This is a genomic window from Methylopila sp. 73B (assembly GCF_000526315.1).
Classification (GTDB): Bacteria; Pseudomonadota; Alphaproteobacteria; order Rhizobiales; family Methylopilaceae; genus Methylopila.
In genome coordinates this window covers 2,257,314-2,273,311 of sequence record NZ_JAFV01000001.1, presented here as the reverse complement: position 1 = coordinate 2,273,311, position 15,998 = coordinate 2,257,314, and the positions used below count along the sequence as shown (strand labels likewise).

Annotated in this window: 17 protein-coding genes; 5 read left to right on the top strand and 12 right to left on the bottom strand. The window is 65.1% G+C overall.

Going from position 1 to position 15,998, the window contains the following annotated elements; all coding sequences use genetic code 11:
- Window positions 1-97 precede the first annotated feature (97 nt).
- Window positions 98-394 carry a hypothetical protein gene (locus tag K244_RS0111025; RefSeq protein ID WP_020186323.1) on the top strand — a complete coding sequence of 99 codons (297 nt, stop codon included), beginning with the start codon at window positions 98-100 and terminating at the stop codon, window positions 392-394.
- Between the two features lie 685 nt (window positions 395-1,079).
- Here K244_RS0111025 and K244_RS24170 read toward each other — a convergent pair.
- The 8 genes from K244_RS24170 to K244_RS0110985 form a co-directional block, all read right to left on the bottom strand.
- Window positions 1,080-1,307 carry a hypothetical protein gene (locus tag K244_RS24170; RefSeq protein WP_245259760.1) on the bottom strand — a complete coding sequence of 76 codons (228 nt, stop codon included), beginning with the start codon at window positions 1,305-1,307 and terminating at the stop codon, window positions 1,080-1,082.
- Window positions 1,308-1,455: 148 nt separating this feature from the next.
- Window positions 1,456-2,448 (bottom strand): GTP-binding protein, encoded by a 993-nt coding sequence (locus K244_RS0111015; protein WP_024816453.1) that lies wholly within the window; start codon window positions 2,446-2,448, stop codon window positions 1,456-1,458.
- Window positions 2,449-2,548: 100 nt separating this feature from the next.
- Window positions 2,549-4,261, bottom strand: a complete 1,713-nt coding sequence (locus K244_RS0111010) for a tubulin-like doman-containing protein (RefSeq protein WP_024816452.1) — start codon at window positions 4,259-4,261, stop codon at window positions 2,549-2,551.
- Window positions 4,262-4,327: 66 nt separating this feature from the next.
- On the bottom strand, window positions 4,328-4,654 hold the full coding sequence (locus K244_RS0111005; RefSeq protein WP_020186319.1) for a hypothetical protein: 327 nt from the start codon (window positions 4,652-4,654) through the stop codon (window positions 4,328-4,330).
- A gap of 27 nt (window positions 4,655-4,681) precedes the next feature.
- Window positions 4,682-6,157, bottom strand: coding sequence for a hypothetical protein (locus K244_RS0111000; protein WP_020186318.1), 1,476 nt, complete (start codon window positions 6,155-6,157; stop codon window positions 4,682-4,684).
- 117 nt (window positions 6,158-6,274) lie between these two features.
- A complete protein-coding gene (locus K244_RS21865; RefSeq protein WP_155931698.1) occupies window positions 6,275-6,736 on the bottom strand; it encodes a hypothetical protein in 462 nt (153 codons plus the stop codon).
- 190 nt (window positions 6,737-6,926) lie between these two features.
- Entirely contained in the window at window positions 6,927-7,682 is a 756-nt protein-coding gene (locus K244_RS0110990) for a CbtA family protein (protein WP_020186316.1), read from the bottom strand.
- Window positions 7,683-7,693: 11 nt separating this feature from the next.
- Complete coding sequence (locus K244_RS0110985; RefSeq protein ID WP_020186315.1) at window positions 7,694-7,918, bottom strand: CbtB-domain containing protein; 225 nt, start codon at window positions 7,916-7,918, stop codon at window positions 7,694-7,696.
- A gap of 182 nt (window positions 7,919-8,100) precedes the next feature.
- On the opposite strand from K244_RS0110985, the gene K244_RS23600 reads away from it, so the two are divergent.
- Window positions 8,101-8,466, top strand: coding sequence for a hypothetical protein (locus K244_RS23600; RefSeq protein WP_155931696.1), 366 nt, complete (start codon window positions 8,101-8,103; stop codon window positions 8,464-8,466).
- An 81-nt stretch (window positions 8,467-8,547) separates the two neighbouring features.
- Here K244_RS23600 and K244_RS0110980 read toward each other — a convergent pair whose 3' ends face one another.
- The 3 genes from K244_RS0110980 to K244_RS23125 form a co-directional block, all read right to left on the bottom strand.
- Window positions 8,548-9,105: an ANTAR domain-containing protein gene (locus K244_RS0110980; protein ID WP_245259759.1), complete on the bottom strand. Its 558-nt coding sequence runs from the start codon at window positions 9,103-9,105 to the stop codon at window positions 8,548-8,550.
- 110 nt (window positions 9,106-9,215) lie between these two features.
- Complete coding sequence (locus K244_RS0110975; protein WP_020186313.1) at window positions 9,216-10,349, bottom strand: transporter substrate-binding domain-containing protein; 1,134 nt, start codon at window positions 10,347-10,349, stop codon at window positions 9,216-9,218.
- Window positions 10,350-10,639: 290 nt separating this feature from the next.
- Window positions 10,640-11,227 carry a histidine phosphatase family protein gene (locus tag K244_RS23125; protein ID WP_081761471.1) on the bottom strand — a complete coding sequence of 196 codons (588 nt, stop codon included), beginning with the start codon at window positions 11,225-11,227 and terminating at the stop codon, window positions 10,640-10,642.
- Window positions 11,228-12,029: 802 nt separating this feature from the next.
- Between K244_RS23125 and nthB the strand changes: the two genes are divergently transcribed.
- Genes nthB through K244_RS0110960 form a run of 3 tightly spaced genes read left to right on the top strand, consistent with a single transcriptional unit; the run spans window position 12,030 to window position 13,765 of the window.
- Window positions 12,030-12,716: a nitrile hydratase subunit beta gene (gene nthB, locus K244_RS0110970; protein ID WP_024816451.1), complete on the top strand. Its 687-nt coding sequence runs from the start codon at window positions 12,030-12,032 to the stop codon at window positions 12,714-12,716.
- Between the two features lie 12 nt (window positions 12,717-12,728).
- A complete protein-coding gene (gene nthA, locus K244_RS0110965) occupies window positions 12,729-13,355 on the top strand; it encodes a nitrile hydratase subunit alpha (protein WP_024816450.1) in 627 nt (208 codons plus the stop codon).
- Between the two features lie 11 nt (window positions 13,356-13,366).
- Window positions 13,367-13,765 (top strand): nitrile hydratase accessory protein, encoded by a 399-nt coding sequence (locus tag K244_RS0110960; RefSeq protein WP_020186310.1) that lies wholly within the window; start codon window positions 13,367-13,369, stop codon window positions 13,763-13,765.
- A 597-nt stretch (window positions 13,766-14,362) separates the two neighbouring features.
- On the opposite strand, the gene K244_RS0110955 is transcribed toward K244_RS0110960, so the two are convergent.
- Window positions 14,363-15,919, bottom strand: a complete 1,557-nt coding sequence (locus K244_RS0110955; RefSeq protein ID WP_020186309.1) for an amidase — start codon at window positions 15,917-15,919, stop codon at window positions 14,363-14,365.
- Window positions 15,920-15,998: the final 79 nt, after the last annotated feature.

Below are 15,998 nucleotides of genomic sequence, written 5' to 3'. Positions count from 1 at the left end.
CTCATCAACCATCACTTAAGGACCTTGCGCCGGCTAACCTTGATCCAGCTCATCCTTCGGTTATTAAGAAGCCTGGCTCATTACCCAGGGGTACCCTATGATGTCGCTCAGCTTCCGCGTCTCCGCCGCCGCGCTCTCCGCCACGCTCATCGGCCTCACGTTTGCTCCCGTGACGGCGCAGGCGGATCACTGGCGACACCGGCGCCATGGCTATTACGGCCATCATCATGACGGCGGCCGCACGGCTGCGGCGATCGTCGGCGTCGGCATCCTCGGGCTTGCCGCCGGAGCCGCGATGGCGGAGTCGTCCCGCGAGAGCTGCCGGCTTGAGCGGCAGCGGTTTCGCGACAGCCGCGGCGTCCGGCGGACGCGCACCATTGAGGTCTGCAGGTAACCGGCAGGGGTCCGCCACGGCGGCGTCTGCTACGTTCGCGTGTCGGTCCCCGCCGATCTCCTGCCGCACCTGAGGACATTCAAGGGGACGCCCAAGACGGAGAAGTGGGAGAGCCTTCACACGAAGGAGCCGGCTGAGGCGAGGCGTCGGTCCACTTGCGCCTTGGACCGGATTGAGGCGGAGTTCGCGGCGAAGCGTCGCGTGCGACGACAGAGACTCTGCAGCCGGCCCGCCGCCTACGAGACCCATCCTCTTCCGGACCGCAGCGATCGTCCCAAAAACGGATAGGAGTCGTATGTCAGTGGCCGATTTAATGGTCGTGCCCGCGCGCGCCAGGAGCAGGCTTGGAGGCGCCACTCGCTTCGACTGGAACGGACCTTCACCGCGTGGGCGCTCTCAGAAGTTAGGTCCCTTCGAAGCTCTCACCCTGCTTGGGGGCCCCCAACGTCCAGAAATACTCGGTGTTTTCGCCGCTTTGTCCTGCGGCGAAACCGTCCGTAGCGCTTCGCGATCATTTCAGGCGTGTCACCACCTGCTCCGCAGGCGGTTTCGGGCTCAAGGGTTTGGGTCTCATCTCCGTTCCTTCGTCACTGCGACGAGACCCAAACTCTCTTCAAAGCTCGACCGTTAAATCGAACCGTAGGCTCCGACGCCGGGCAGTCGCCGACGGCTCTGGTTCGCGCCGTCACTCATGGATCGTCGCCGGGTCGATGGAGAGCGCGAGCCGTTCAACTCGGCGCCCTCCCATGACGTGGCTTTTGAGGATCTCGGCGACATCCTGTTCGGTCTCGAACCGGTACCAGGAGCCTTCGGGATAGATCACCATGACCGGCCCGTGTTCGCAGACGTTGAGGCAGCCCGCGTGGTTGACCCGGATGCGCTTCACGCCGAGCGCCATTCCGAGCCGACACATGTAGTCGCAGAGTCGCCGGGCGCCCTTTCCTCCGCATGAGCCGCGCCAGTGCGACTCCGGGCGCTCGTTCACGCAGCAGAAGACATGGACCCGGTAGACCGGATCGGCGTCCCCCGCCGGATCGGACGCATGCTCGCTCCTGGCCATTTCAGCCGACCGCGCAGCGCGCGAAGCCCTCGGCGAATTCCGCGCGGTCGAGATTCTTCCCGATGACGACGAATTGCGACAGGCGGGCCTCATCTTCCTCCCAGAGCCGGTCCGGCCGCATCGTGGTCAGCATCCTGACGCTCTGGAACACAATGCGCTCCCGGAAGCCGCGCGCGTTGAACACGCCCTTGGTGCGATAGAGGTCCTCGCCACGCGTCTGGGCGAGCTCGTTCAGCCACAGCGAGAAGCGGTTGACGTCGATCGGCCGGCTTTCCTCGAGGATGAACGAGCCCACGGCCCGGTCGTGCTCATGCTCATGCTCGTTGAGGAATTCCGGGTCGACCTCGAGCTTCTGCACGAGGTCGAAGGCGCCGACGCCGATCACCTTGGCGATGTCGATCTCGGCGTTCGCCGTGTGGTGAATCTTCGCGAGCGGATTGAGCGCACGCACGCGGGTCTCCGCGGCTTTGACCTGTTCGGGGGAGGCGAGATCGGTCTTGTTGATCAGGATGACGTCGCTGAAGGCGACCTGCTCGACCGCCTCCCCGCTCTGCTCGAGGTTCATCTCAAGATTGACCGCGTCGACCATGGTCACGAAGGCGTCGAGGCGGATGCTGTCCTTAACGGCGTCGGCTACAAAAAAGGTGGACGCCACCGGCGCCGGATCGGCTAGCCCGGTGGTCTCGATCAGGATGCCGTCGAGATCGCCCTTGCGGGTCCGCAGCCTGTCGAGGGTCTCGATCAGATCGCCCCGCACCGTGCAGCACAGACAGCCGTTGTTGAACTCGACAAGCTCCGCCTGCTCGTCCTTGACTACGAGCTGACCATCGATGCTGATCTCGCCGAATTCGTTGACGATGACGGCGATGTTCTTTCCGTGCTGGGCATGAAGGATGTTGTTGATCAGCGTCGTCTTCCCCGACCCCAGGAAGCCTGTGATCACGGTGGCAGGAATCCGGTCCCGACCATCCTCATGCTGCGCTCCTGCGGACATGACTTCACTCCCTGCAATGAACGAGCGCCGCGACAGGACCACTGCTCGGCGCATTAGCGTATCAGGCGGCGGGGCCGGACGCCGGCCCCGCCGACGGACGTCAGGCGTTGACGAGTTCGCCCACGTCTTTCTTGTTCGCCTTCTTCTTTTCAGCGGCGCCGCCCGGCGTCGACACGACCGTCTTCGTCATCGCCGCGATGCCTTCTTCGAGGATCACCTTGCGGTTCGGCGGCGGCAGCTTGTCACCACGAAGCTCGTCGTAAGGAACGACCACCCAGCAGGCGCAGCCCCAGATGCACTCGCCGGCCATGCCCTCGAACCGGATCGCCGGCTCCGACAGCATCGGCCCGATGTCGATCAGCCAGGCGTGCTCGTTCAGCTTCTCTTCCCAGCTCAGCGTCTCATAAGTCTTCTGGCTCGCCCAGAACGCCTCGAGGTCGGTCTTGGCCACGCCCGCAAGGATGACGTTGGCGTAGGAGGTCAACGCGTCGAAGAACTCATGCGTGGAGACCTGCAGCGTCGACTCGTCGTCGAGCAGATATTCCTTGCCCATCATCCCGCGGAAATCGGCGGCGATTTTTCCCATGTCCATGTTGCGCGAGCCGTAGATCAGGACTTCCGCGAAGTCGGTCTTGAACCCCTCCTTCAGTCCGTCGAACTTCGGGATGAAGTGCGTCCATTGTTCGACGACAGCCTCCCACTTCGACGGCGCCTCGCCTGGCAGCACTTGCACGCCCGGATGGGTGAGCTTCGCGACGTCGAACAACGTCCAACTGCGCGACTTGGACGGCACGGTCTCGTGCGGCGCGCCCGTCATCCCGGCCGGCCGCATAACGCGGAACAGGTTGCGTCCGTTGTCCGAGACGACGAAGCGCATGAAGGAATCTGCCACGAAGCGATTGGTCACCGTCTCCTTGAAGAACTGGCGCACATCCGGCTCGCCGGTTGTGGTGTAGGCGGTCAGGCGCTGCCAGCTCTGCTCGGGATTGACGACGAAGAAGCCCCCGGTGAAAGGGTTGCGGTAGAGATCGCCCCAGACGGTGATGACGCCGGCGTTCTTGTCGTCGTCGATCATGCAGTCGATCTCATTCAAGGCCGTGTAGAGCTGGGGCGCATCGCGATAGGTGTCGGGGTCGCCGGTGTGCGGCAACTGGCCGACACCGATGACCGGGATGCGTCGGCCGAGCTTCACATTGGAGAGGTGGCGGGCCAGATCGACCACCATGCCGCTGCCGGTGCCGCCCGCGAGGCTGAAGCAGACCGTCACCATCGAAGGCAGCCCCGCCTTCTCGATCTGGGCCGTGAAGGTCCTGAGCGCGGCGTCGATCGGCCGGTCGCCGGCGTAATAGGCGTTGGCGTAAATGCCCTTGGCGACGGCGCGCGGGAAATGCTCACCGGCCTTCGGCATGACATAGGACTTCGGAACGTAGGATTCGAAGTTCGGATTCCAGTAGTAACGTGGATACTCGAGCTTCAGGAACTCCCGGGTCCGATTCATACCCTCGAAAAATTCCTCCTTCGACGGCACGGGAAGCGCTACTGACTGGAACGAGAAGCGGTCGGTGGGGATGCCGCGAGATTCCAGCCGCTTCACGAAGGCGGACGCGTAGTCCTGGGCGAGACCCATGTCCTGCTCGCCGATATCGATGACGAGCGCCGCGAAGGTGGCGCGCGGATCGGCGAGATGGTCCTCGATCTCGCCGGTGCGCAACAGCGCCTCGACATAGGCCGCGCCGGTGCGGCCCACGCCGACGACATGCATGCAGTGCGGAGCCTGCGTGCCGGTCGAGCTATGATACAGGGATGCTGTCACAGTAACCTCCAAGACAATGTTGCTTCGTTCGTTTCCCGAAACGGTTTTCGGAATCGTCGCAGCTCCTCAGCACCGCACCGAAAACGTCTCGGTGAGGTCGAGATAGCCAAGATCTCGCAAGATGTGCGCGGTGGACGTCGCCCGATTGCGGGTGACGTAGAGCATGTAGTCTTCGACGAAGAGACCCGGATCGGTCGAGATTACGCCCTCCTCGATGAGGGCGACGCCCTTCTCCAAATCCGCCCGCGCCAGCTCGGCGGTCCAGATCGGCGTCCAGATGTGGATGGCCTCGTCCGAGACGTCGGAGATCGTCACGAACTTGCCGCCGGTGATCGTCGGCACCTTTGCGCCGCCGCCATACTTCACCTTCACGTCTTGCCAGTTCAGCGGCATCTGTCGTCTCCTGCACCGGACCGGGGGTCAGCTCGCCGCCTGGAGGCTCTCGCCGCCGGCGAGCGCCTCCATCGCCACGGCGATCCAGCCCGCGCCGCCGCGCAGGGCCGCGCCCGTCATGCCGGGCATTCGCTGCGAAGGTTCGCTGAGCACGATCCCCTGCTCGAGCAGCAGCGCATGATCGAGCAGTCGGTCGTCCGCGTTCTCCGCCTCATAGGCCGCGCGAGCGGGACCGAAGGCGGCGAGATCGGTCTTGCGCAAGGAGGGCAGAACGAACTGCGCGGAACCGACGCCTTCCCCCACGCTCTGCGGCGGCGTCTCCGGCGCGAAGGCCTCGGTGATCGCCGCCGCCACCGTCTCGGCCGCGTCGAGGCTCGCCGACGGGACTCGGATCTCCACGAATTCCGGCCGATAGGCGTCGAGCACGCCGAGGCTTCGGCGCAGCCCCTTCCCGGAGACGCCCGGCGCCGCGAGATCGGCGAAGCCGAGCAGGTGGATCCACTTGTCGCCCCACGGAGTGCGGGCGGCGGAATGCTGGGTGGAGGGCGCGGCCACCCAGTTCAGCATCCGCAGCGCCTCCATTAGGTTGGCGCCGCCGCGGCCGGTGAGCAGCGCGACGAGCTCCGCGTCCACCTTCGCATGCGTGGCGGAGAGATCGCCGGTCGCCGCCCAGACGCCCTGCTGCGGCGCAAGCAGAAGACCGGCGGTGAAGGGATTGCGGAACAGCTCGCCGCAGGTCCGGACCACGCCATGGTTCTTGCCTTCATCGCCAAGGCAGTCGAACTCGTTCAGCGCCGCGTAGAGCGCCCCTCCCGAGCTCCGGGGAGCATCGCCGTCGCACGGCATAACGCCGAGGCCGATGACAAGCGCCTGCCGAGCCAGCGCCACATTGACGAGATGGCGGGCGAGATCGACCACGATCCCGCCGCCGGCGCCTCCCATTCCGAAGACGACGCAGACGATCGACTGAGCGGGCTCATCGCTGATGGCGCGGCCGAACCGCCGGATCGCCTCCGCGGCCGGACGGTCGCCGTCATAATAGGCGCGGCCATAGAGCGCCTTGGCGTAGGCGCGGCGGAGCGAGCCGCCTTCGGAAAGAGGCTTGCCGGCCGGGAGCCAGCCCTGCCCGTCGAGCGCCCAGGGGAACATCGGGTATTCGAGCTTCAGAAACCTTCCATAGTTCTCGAACGTCGACGCGAGTTCGGCCGCGCCGAGCTCTGCGAGCGCAAGGGTCTGGACGTCGGCGCGCCCCGCCGGCAACGCGGCCGCGGCCTCGCGCACGGGGGCGAGGTCGCCGTCTCCGACATCGACCACCAGCGCGGACATTGGCAGGCCTTCGCGGGGAAGCGCGCGCAGCGCGCCGGCGACGACGTCCGCGCCGGCCTTGCCGACGCCCACCAGATGGACGTTGAACGCCAGTCCGGCCTCGCCTCCGAGACGGTGCACGCCGCGCTTCAGCGCGCCGAGTTTCCGTTGCTTGAGCTTCTCTTCGAGAGAAGTCATGGGTCACCTTGGTTTACGTGGTCACGCGCGTCACCGTCCGCCCATCCAGCGAGGGCGTCCGACCCGTTTTCGCCCCTTACCGCCGGAGGCGCCGGCCAGGCTCCGCTTTGCCCGGCGTCACGTCCCCATCCGCGCGCCGGCTGCGCGCGCCGTGAAGAAACCTGCGGCCAACATCAGGATCGCAGAGGCGCCAGCGCCCCCCCAGGCCCACCCCGCCTGCGCCCAGGCAGGCTTAACGATGGCGGCGGTATGGAAGACCTCGGCGCTCGCGACGCAGAGCGTCTCCGGCGTCCGCGCCCACCCGGCTTCGATATCGCTCGCGAGACGCAGCGCATCTTCCTTCACCTGCGGCATCGTCTCCATGTGCCGGAGGAGCGACCAGGCCGAGGCCAGATAGGCATGGGAGCAGCCGTTGAACGGACTGTCCTCGTTGGAGATGGCTCCGGGGACGAGCCCCCAGAGGCAATAGGCGTACTGCAGCGCGCCGTGGTTCTTCAGCCGCCGAAATCGCTCGTCGGTCGCGACGACGCGGTTCGCGAGCACGACGATCCGCGGACGGAAAGCGGCGAGCGTCGCCATCTCTCCATGCGTCACCGCCGGTATCTCGAGGCCGCGCGCGGCGCTTTCTGGGGCCGCGCCCCCGGAATGAGCGCCCCCCGGGCCAGTCGAGACGGCGAGGCCGCCTGCGGCGATCGCGAGAACCGCGCAGCGCCGTCTCACTCGCCGGTCGAGCAGAAGGTCGCGGGCCGTCATCGTGGCCTCCCCTCGCTCAAGCCGCGCGGGTCAGGTCGGGCGCGGCTGCGATCCGCGGCGCCCGATGGCTCGCCAGCAGCCCGAAGACGACGCCGAGCGCGCACCAGAACACGGCGAGGCCCGCGAAGGACGCGACCCTGAAGTTCCACACGGTTTCGGCCGAATAGTTCTCCGGGATCTCGTTCACCGCGGGCAGACCCAGAAGCAGGAGACCCGTCGCCGCGAGAAAGACAGCGCTTCCTGCGAACGCCGCGCTCCATCCGCCCAGCCCCGCCCGCAGCCGCTCCGCGATCATGAGCGCGGCGGTCGCCGCGAGAAGCGATATGCCAACTGCGATGAAATAGAGCTCCGTGCGCGCGCCAATGGTGTCGCCGCTGCCCACCGCCGGCGGGTTCGGCGGATATTTCAGCATCGGCACGGCCACCAGGGCGACGAAGGCCGCGGCCGCGAGCAGCAAGGATAGGCCTTGCGGATCAAGAGCGCCGAGCCGCCCGTTGGCGACCGCGAAAGCGAGCGCGAACAGCCCTCCTACCGCGGCGCCGTAGACCAGCACGCCCGTCAGCAGGCCGATCCCAGCCTGCGTCTCACGGCTGACGATCTCGACTTCCGCCTCGTCTGCGCCGGCAGAAGCGCTCTCGGCCACCGCCTGCTGCTCCTCATAAGCGATCGCCCGCTCCACCCATGGCTCGCCATAGATTTTCGCGACGCAGAACGTCAGCAGTCCGGCGATTAGCCCCGCCAGCATTCCCTTAAGAAGCAGCCGCCCGACCATAGCCGCCCCCTTTAGTGGCAAGGAAATCCAAGAAGATGACGGGCGTCGTGCACGTATTCGTGAACATATCCGCCGGAGATCAGCGAGGTCGCGCCTTCTTCGACGCCGACGAAGTAGATAGCCGTCACCGCGAGAAGGACGCCGAAAATCGCCCATGGCAAAACCTGGGACAGCGGAATGACGGCTCCATTGGCGGGATCTAGCGTGGCATGACCATTGATGGCGAACGAAGACATAAAGATCTCCAAGACCCTGAGAAAAAACAAAAAAGCCCCACGCAAGCCTGTCCTGGACAGGGGTGCGATGGGGCTCTGGCGCCGGTTTTTGAAGCAGCGATGTTGCTGGCACGAAATATGGGCACACCCTGTCTCAGCCTGTCAAGCGGGCGGACGGGAATTTTTTGAAGGCGGCCGCGGGCATGGGGCGCCTGCTTGGCCATAGTGGATTTTTACTGGCCTGCCCGAGCCGTCCGCGCTTGAATATTTTGGAGACAAGCGATTACCGTGGGACTTATCCGATCGGCGCCGACATCGTGCTCGGATCCGGACGGGCCGCCAACATCGTCGGCCATCTTCGTCAACGCCGGGCGTCCAGCGAGACGCGCCTCCCGACGTTGCCGAAAACCAACCTGAGAACAGCCCTCAAACAGGGTGCGCGCAAAGCGCATCGTCAGCTCGGACGCCTCCCGCCTCGGCGTTCGGCGCGTCATGAGGCGACGGCGCCAGATTCGACGAAACGCGGCGGTTATGGGCTGCTGAACAAGCCTGGAGCGACGCCAAATTAAGCCTTGAGGCCTTATCGGACGGACGCTGAGACCCTAGAGCCGAAAGGGCGCGGGCCACCTGACCCGTTGCCATTTTTGGCGTCAGGCGGCCGGCAGTCTACCGAGAAGATCGTAGGAGGATACGAGCGCCTCGGCCAACTGGCCAACGGTTGTCCGCCGCTCCATCGCCTGGGTGCGGATGTATTGGTAGGCCTCGTCTCCGCTCAACGAGCGCGCCGTCATGACGATCGCCTTGGCGCGTTCAATCGCCCGAACGGCCCGGAGGTTCTCCTCGAGCCTCGCCGCCTTGCTCTGGAGCCTGCGCTCGTAACGGAACTGGCTGTAACCCATGACAAGCGCCGCCTTGATGGCGTTCGCCGTGAAGGGCCGCGCCAACACCGCGTCGGGCGTCGCCGCTTCGAGCATAGACGACGAAAACTCTTCGTGCCGCGGCACCATAACGATCAGCGCCGCGGTGGGTTCGCCAGTCATCCAGGGCAACCGCCGATCAAGGCCGGGCGCGTAATCGCAGACGACGATCTCGGCGTCGGCCGGCACGGCGTCGCCACGTCGCGTGTAAAGATGCGGCTCGGTCCGCAGCTTGCCCAACTCGCGCATCAGAAAATCGCGTTGATCGTCAATCTCGCTTTCGACGACCACCCGAAGTCCGCGGAGCCTTTGGAGCGATCCGGCCTCGGCGCCATCGCTCGACTGACGATCTTGGGACATGGCTGCTCCTGAATGCCGGACACAGGGCGGAAGGATCGGCCTCAGCCCGTGACAGGCCCGCATATGAAGAACGGATCGGCCGCGACCGGCGCGTCGGAGTCGACCATGATATCGAATCCCCCGGCGTGGTTCGCACGGCCGATGCGCGGCAGAAGATCGGCGTGACCCGAGGCGCTGATGCTGACACGCCCCTGGGGAGCCTCGCAGCAGGAGCCCAGCACGTGTGGGCGCAGTTCGTCAGTATCCATTGAATCGGCCTGGGCGAGCGCCTGCGCGAACAGAAAGATCTGAAAATAGGCAGTCTCAGCGCAAACATTCGGCGTGACGTGATCGCCGAACCTCTTCTTGAAGCGTGAAACGAACGCGGCGTTGGCCTCATTGCCAAGGCTCTCGAAGTAGCAGGCGCTTGTGATGTGGGCGGCGGCCACCTCGCACCCCATGGCGTGGATTTCGGCCTCGGTCGTGGTCAGGCTCGCGATCGGCGTGCGCGTCGGATCAAGGCCCAAATCCGCGTATGTCTGATAGAGATGGCTCGTGCCGTCCCCGACCACGGTCGAGAAAATGACGTCCACGCCAACCTCCTTGGCTGCCCGCAGAATCGGCAGATACGCCAAGCGCGGCGCCTGGATGTCCAGATACCGCTCGCCGACCACCTCGCCGCCGTGGGACTGAAGATACTCCTTCATGAACAGATTGGTGCGACGGGGATAGACGTAGTCGGAGCCGATCAGGAAAAAGCGCGTTCCATAGGTGTGCAGCAGGTAGGAGCAGAGTTGCGTGATGGTCTGGTTCGGCGCGGCGCCGGTGTAGATCATGTTCGGCGACTCCTCGAACCCCTCATAAGGCGTCGGATACCAGAGCAGCCCATTGAAGCGCTCGAGCATCGGGAGAATCGCCTTGCGGCTCGCGGAAGTGTAGCAGCCGAAAATCGAGGTCACGCCCTCCTCTAGTATCAGCCTCTTCGCCAGATAGACGTAGGATGCGCTTGAGGAGCCCGGCTCGTAGATGACCGGGACAATCTCCCGACCATTGACGCCGCCAGCGGCGTTGATTTCATCGAGCGCAAGCAACGTTCCACAGAGCTGCGTCCGCTCCACTTCGGAGGTCGTGTTCGTCTGCGAGAACAGGACCCCGATGCGCCAGGGTTCATGCCGAGAGTGACGCCGGCTTTTCATCTTCACCTCCCGAGGCGCGGGACAGGTAGGGCGCCCAAATCAAGGGCGATCCAGTGAAACACGATCTCGATATCCGAACGGCCCCATTGCGAAGCAATTAGCACGCCAGCCGAAACCGCCCTCAAACCGCCCCGACCAAGCCGACTTCACGGTTCACCCGCGGCATTGGCTCGTAGAGCGCTTCGTCGCATGGATCATCGGAAGGCTGAGGATCCCGTGGCGACGCTCGCATCAGTTCACGCCTTCCTCTACGCCCCCTCCGTCATGATCCGCATCGGCGATTGGCGCGGTCATGAAAACGTATCGGACGAGCTCTCCGGCATATTTACCTCGCTCGGTGTCCGAAAAACCCAGCGGCGACCATCGCTGACAAGAGTCACGCGGGACAGAGGCTCCAGATCGATGAGCGAGAAGGAGGTAGAGGGAGCCTTCAGCGCCAAAAGCAGGCAGGCTTTCACAACCGAGGCGGGAGCGATCGCGACCGTGCGTCCGGACAAGCGCCCGCAATCCGCGAGCCATCCCTCGACACGATCGATCAAAGCTTTTGTTGACTCCCCTCCGTGCGTGGCCACGGAGGGATCGGAAAGCCATGCACGAAAGCCGTCAGGGTCGGATTTGGCGACGTCCTCAATACTTCGCCCGCGCCACGAGCCGAAATCGACTTCAGCGAGCTCAGTCTTAACTTCGGCTGTAACGCCCAGCGCGTCGGCGCTCCGTCGTGTGAGCGCATCGGGTCCGCACCAGACGCGATCAGACTTGGGGAGAGATCCGGACAGCCGCACCGGGCGGCGGCTTTCGATCTCGACGGGCCCGAAATCACCCGGAAATACGGGTTGCCTCGGCCGCTGCGCACAGACCATGAGCAAGCGATGCCTCATCGAAAAGCCCTCCGTCAGGCCTTGGCAGTCTGGCGGGAATGAGGGATCCTCGGATTTGCGTTCGGTTTGAATGGCTCTGGGCTATTAGCCGGGTTAACCCCCGCGAATGAAGCGAATTCGTTGGGCGTTGTCCAGCCCAGGGACATGGCGGCCGGCTCTCGTTGTGATCCAGCCTCCACGCTTCTCATCGAGCGACGGAAGGCGGCCGGGCTGACACAACAGGCGTTCGCGGACCGGCTCAAGCCCCGCACCGCGCCCCGCGATAGCCATTCGGTCGGCAGCCATTTGTGTAGGGTCTATAGCGCGCACGCTCGAGTAGCGCGTGCGCCTCGACGCCATGAAAGAGGTCCATGGCTTACTCGAGGCCCGCGCAGAAGTCTGAGCTGTTCGACAGTGCTGCCCGCCAGCGGCGGCCCGGGACCCCGCCAGCGCCGCTTGCGTGGTGGGTGAAGCGGAGGATCGACCCACTCGGGCGTTCAAACCAATCAGCGGCGCAAGCTCTTCCACGGTTTTTTGACGTTCCTGCGGACCGCTCCGGCGCGTAACCCGGGGCGGCGCCATCGGGATGGCGTCCGCCTGAAGATTTCCTTTGAAACTCAGCCAAAATTCGCTAATATCCTTTGAAATACGACTATTGAAGGAGCGGATGAATGGCCGGGGCGATCAGATTGAGCCCATCGATCCGGTAGGCGCGGCTTTCTATGAGGCGGCGATCGCTCACGGCGCGGCGAGGGCCCGTCGAGATTAGCCTTCATCGCGCCATCGAAAACGCGAAGGCGTTGTTTAGAACAGGGAGATCAGCATGAATGGCATTCACGATCTTGGAGGCATGGACGGATTTGGGCCGGTCTTTCCGACTGGCTGGGAGCCGAACTATCACGCGGAATGGGAAAAGGCGGCATGGGCCTTCTTTCCCTTCGCGGCGCGCGCCGGCATGTTCGGCCTCGACGAGTTTCGCTGCCACCTCGAAAAACTGCATCCCATCCATTACCTGACGGCCTACTATTACGAGCATTGGGTCCACGCGACCGAAATAATCGGCGCCAAGAAAGGTTACTGGACCAAAGAAGAGCTCGAACGCCGAACCTTGTATTATCTGAATTATCCGCAGGGCTCCCTGCCTACGAATAACGATCCGACGCTGGTCCAGTTCGCCGAATGGGCGGTCCACAACGGCTTCTCGACGGCTCGCACGCTCGATACGGAGCCGAAGTACAAGGTCGGCGACGTCGTGACCGTCGACGCATCCGTTCCGAAGGCGCACACCCGCCGCGCGGGCTATGTCCGCGGCCGCACCGGCGAGATCGTCCTGTATCACGGCCCGCACGTGTATCCGGACACCACCGGCAACGGCCTGCCCGAGACCTCCGAGCACCTCTACACCGTGCGCTTCACAAATAAGGAGCTTTTCGGGGCCGAGGCCGGCGAGCCGAACGGCGTCGTCGTGACCGATCTCTGGGAGCCCTACATCTCCCACGCGTCCAAGTAAGGAGCCCGCGCCATGACTAGCGTCAGCATGATCTACACTCCGAAGACGGAGGAGGAAGTCGCCGCACGGGTGAAGGCCATCGAGGCGATCCTGATCGAGAAGGGCCTGATGTCCCAGGCCGGCGTCGACAAGTTCGCCGAGCTCTACGAGAACGAGATCGGGCCGCACCTCGGCGCCAAGGTCGTGGCCCGCGCCTGGGCCGATCCCGCATTCAAGGCGCGCCTGCTCAAGGACGCCACCGCGGCGTGCAAAGAGCTCGGCGTCGGCGGACTGCAGGGCGAGCACATGGTGGCGCTCGACTGCAGCGACGATGTCCAGCACGTCATCGTGTGCACCCTGTGCTCCTGCTATCCTTGGCCCGTGCTCGGCCTGCCGCCGAACTGGTACAAGTCGATGCCGTATCGCGCGCGGATCATCCGCGAGCCGCGTCAGGTGCTTCGCGAGGACTTCAAGTTCGACGTGCCGCCGTCCACCGAACTTCAGGTCTGGGACTCGAACTCCGAGATCCGTTACTGGGTGCTGCCGAAGCGCCCCGCGGGATCCGAGGGGTTGAGCGAGGCGGAGCTCGCCAAGCTTGTGACCCGCGACTCGCTCATCGGCGTCGGCCCGGCGATCACGCCGGCCACGACCGTACAGTGAGGGGCGCGGCCATGACCGCCACGGCGGAAGCGATCGGCGTCGATGATCCCCAGCTCGCGGCGGCCCTCGGCCGCCGCGACGGACAGGCGCCCTTCAGCAAGCCGTGGGAGTTGCGGGCGTTCGCGATCGCCGTGGCCGCCTGTGACGCCGGCGAGTTCGCGTGGGCGGACTTCCAGGAAGCGCTGACGGACGCGATCAAGAACTGGGAAGCCGCCAATCCCGGCTATTCTCAGGACGAATGGAGCTACTACGAGCATTTCGTCACGGCGCTCGAAGTGGTTCTCGCCCGCAGCGCGAAGCTTACGCCGGAAGGACTGGACGAACGCGCCCAGGTCATCCTGAGCACGCCGCCGCACCATCACCACGTCGCGAAGTACGAGCCGATCGCGGTCGATCCGGCGCGGCGCTGAGGCGGCGAACGACGGCGATGCCTTGAGCGGTCATGCCCGGATGCGTCCGGGCATGACCGCTTTCGTTTCAGAGTGACGCCTCAAAGCCGTTTCGGGCGGGCGGAAGTCCGGTTCTCCGGCGAGCACGCCGGCTATCTCGACCCATTGCCGCTGGCCGTGGGAAAGCCTGTCGACCGTGATCTCCGTCGACCTCCCGCGACGCGCTCGTGATGCCGCCGTGGAGGACATGGACCTTGTCCTACAGAGCTGCCTTCTGCGCATGCTGCGCTTAGAGCTGCATGTTCGACTGCGTCGTAGGTGAGCAACGTCAGCTCTTTGCCGTTCAGCCCGCCGCTTGCGTTGATTTCCTCGACGGCCATCTCCATCGCCATGTGCATCGGCTTGCGATAGATGTCCAAGCCGCGGACAGGTCGAGGATGGCGCCCATCCGAATCTCGGCGTCGGCGCGAGCCGGACCGATCAGGGCGGGAGCGGCGGCTATGACGGCGCCGGTCGTAAATATGCGACGAGTGATCATAGCGGCAGCCGCCTCGTTCCAGAACATGATGGGAAAGCGGGCAGGGGAGGGCCGCGGACGTCGTCCGCGGCCCGCGGCGATCAAAAGGTCTTCCAGTCGCCGAGGGACTCAAAGGCCGCCGAAGCCGCGATCACCGTGGCGTCGTCGAAGTGCTTGCCGATCAGCATCAGGCCGACGGGGAGCCCGTCGCGCACGCCGCACGGAACGCTCATGGCGGGATGGCCGCTGACGTCGGTCGGCGCCGTGTTGCGCAGGCATCCAAGCGCGTTCGCCACAGTCTCGATCGGCGACGCGTCGCGGCCGACCATCTCGGTCGCGCGGCAGGGCGTCGTCGGACAGGCGATCAGGTCGTACTCGGACAGGACCGCGTCATAGGCGGCGTTGATGAGATGCCGCTGGTTCTGCGCCTTGCCGTAGTAGCGGTTGTTGTAGAACTTCCGCATGTACTCGCCTTGTAGCAGGACGTTGCGGACCGTCGGCGCGAGATCGTGCGCATGGGACTTCATGCCCCGGGCGAGCGCCTCGCCGAGGCTGGTGTTGTACCAGCCCCACCAGTTGGTGCCGACGCCGCAGCCCTTCAGCATGAAGGCCGCGGAGCCTTCGACCGCGATCGCGGTCCAGATGTGGTAGGCGTCGAGGTGCATCGGGATCGAGACCTCCTCGACGATCGCGCCCAGCGCGCGCAACTTGTCGAGCGCGGACCTCACGCAGTCGTCGGTCTCCGGCTCCGAGGACAGGATCCCGAGTTCGCTGCCGTCCTGGCCGAAGCCCTCCTTCATCACCGCGATCCTCAGGCCCTTCACGCCTTTTTCGAGCGCGGGCAGGTAGTTCGTGTCGAAGCCCGGAACGATGCGGCCCTGCTGACGGGGATCATCGGCGTCGTAGCCGGCGATCACCGAGAGCAGCCGGGCGACGCCTTTGGTGCTGTTCGCCATCGGGCCGACATGGTCGAGGGTGGTCTCGATCATCGCGCAGCCGGTGTAGGGCACGAGGCCGTAGGTCGGCTTCAGGCCGTAGCAGCCCGACCAGGAGGACGGCAGGCGGATGGAGCCGCCCTGGTCGCCTCCGATCGCCATATCGACAGCGCCCAGGCTGATCAGGACGGCGCTGCCGTTCGACGAGGCGCCGGGATTGTGGGTCGGCTTCCACGGGTTGCCCACGGGACCGGTGCTGCAGGTCATGCCGCCGGCGGAGAAGGAGAAGTCCTCGCAGGCCGACTTCCCGGCGATGGTCGCGCCGGCGTCGAGGAGGCGCGTGACGATCGTCGCGTCGACCTCTGGGACATAGCCCTCCAGCACCTTCGAGCCGTTCATCATCGGCACGCCGGCCACGCACACCACGTCCTTGATGGCGATGCGCTCGCCCTTGAGCGGCCCTCCGCTCGCGCCCTCGATCTCGCAGCGCCAGTACCAGGCGTTGAGCGGATTGTCCTCCGAGGTCGGACGCCATCCCGGCGTGCGCGGGTATTTGACAGCGAGCTTTCGTTCCGGGATGTGGTCCAGCTTGCGGTAGGAGTTGATCGTGGCCGCAAGCATGGCGCGGTACTCAAGGGCCTCGGCCTCGCTCAGCACAAAGCCGTTTTCCGCGGCAAGTTCAATGACCTGCCGGGTTGTCGGCAACTCGGGCCCAATCGACATCTCAGTCTCTCCGTTGACGTCGTCCGGCCCGGCGCGACACGGGGCGCGGGCTCGGCTCAGGAGAGGAACCATAGGTCAG

Excerpts from the sequence above, each read along its gene's own strand:
- K244_RS0111025 (WP_020186323.1), top strand. The coding sequence starts at position 98 with ATGATGTCGCTCAGCTTCCGCGTCTCCGCCGCCGCGCTCTCCGCCACG.
- K244_RS0110960 (WP_020186310.1), top strand. The coding sequence starts at position 13,367 with ATGACCGCCACGGCGGAAGCGATCGGCGTCGATGATCCCCAGCTCGCG.
- K244_RS0110975 (WP_020186313.1), bottom strand. The coding sequence starts at position 10,349 with ATGAAAAGCCGGCGTCACTCTCGGCATGAACCCTGGCGCATCGGGGTC.
- K244_RS24170 (WP_245259760.1), bottom strand. The coding sequence starts at position 1,307 with ATGTGTCGGCTCGGAATGGCGCTCGGCGTGAAGCGCATCCGGGTCAAC.
- K244_RS0110990 (WP_020186316.1), bottom strand. The coding sequence starts at position 7,682 with ATGGTCGGGCGGCTGCTTCTTAAGGGAATGCTGGCGGGGCTAATCGCC.
- K244_RS23125 (WP_081761471.1), bottom strand. The coding sequence starts at position 11,227 with ATGAGGCATCGCTTGCTCATGGTCTGTGCGCAGCGGCCGAGGCAACCC.
- K244_RS0111000 (WP_020186318.1), bottom strand. The coding sequence starts at position 6,157 with ATGACTTCTCTCGAAGAGAAGCTCAAGCAACGGAAACTCGGCGCGCTG.
- K244_RS0110985 (WP_020186315.1), bottom strand. The coding sequence starts at position 7,918 with ATGTCTTCGTTCGCCATCAATGGTCATGCCACGCTAGATCCCGCCAAT.
- K244_RS0111005 (WP_020186319.1), bottom strand. The coding sequence starts at position 4,654 with ATGCCGCTGAACTGGCAAGACGTGAAGGTGAAGTATGGCGGCGGCGCA.
- K244_RS21865 (WP_155931698.1), bottom strand. The coding sequence starts at position 6,736 with ATGGCGACGCTCGCCGCTTTCCGTCCGCGGATCGTCGTGCTCGCGAAC.
- K244_RS23600 (WP_155931696.1), top strand. The coding sequence starts at position 8,101 with ATGGGGCGCCTGCTTGGCCATAGTGGATTTTTACTGGCCTGCCCGAGC.
- K244_RS0110955 (WP_020186309.1), bottom strand. The coding sequence starts at position 15,919 with ATGTCGATTGGGCCCGAGTTGCCGACAACCCGGCAGGTCATTGAACTT.
- nthB (WP_024816451.1), top strand. The coding sequence starts at position 12,030 with ATGAATGGCATTCACGATCTTGGAGGCATGGACGGATTTGGGCCGGTC.
- nthA (WP_024816450.1), top strand. The coding sequence starts at position 12,729 with ATGACTAGCGTCAGCATGATCTACACTCCGAAGACGGAGGAGGAAGTC.
- K244_RS0111015 (WP_024816453.1), bottom strand. The coding sequence starts at position 2,448 with ATGTCCGCAGGAGCGCAGCATGAGGATGGTCGGGACCGGATTCCTGCC.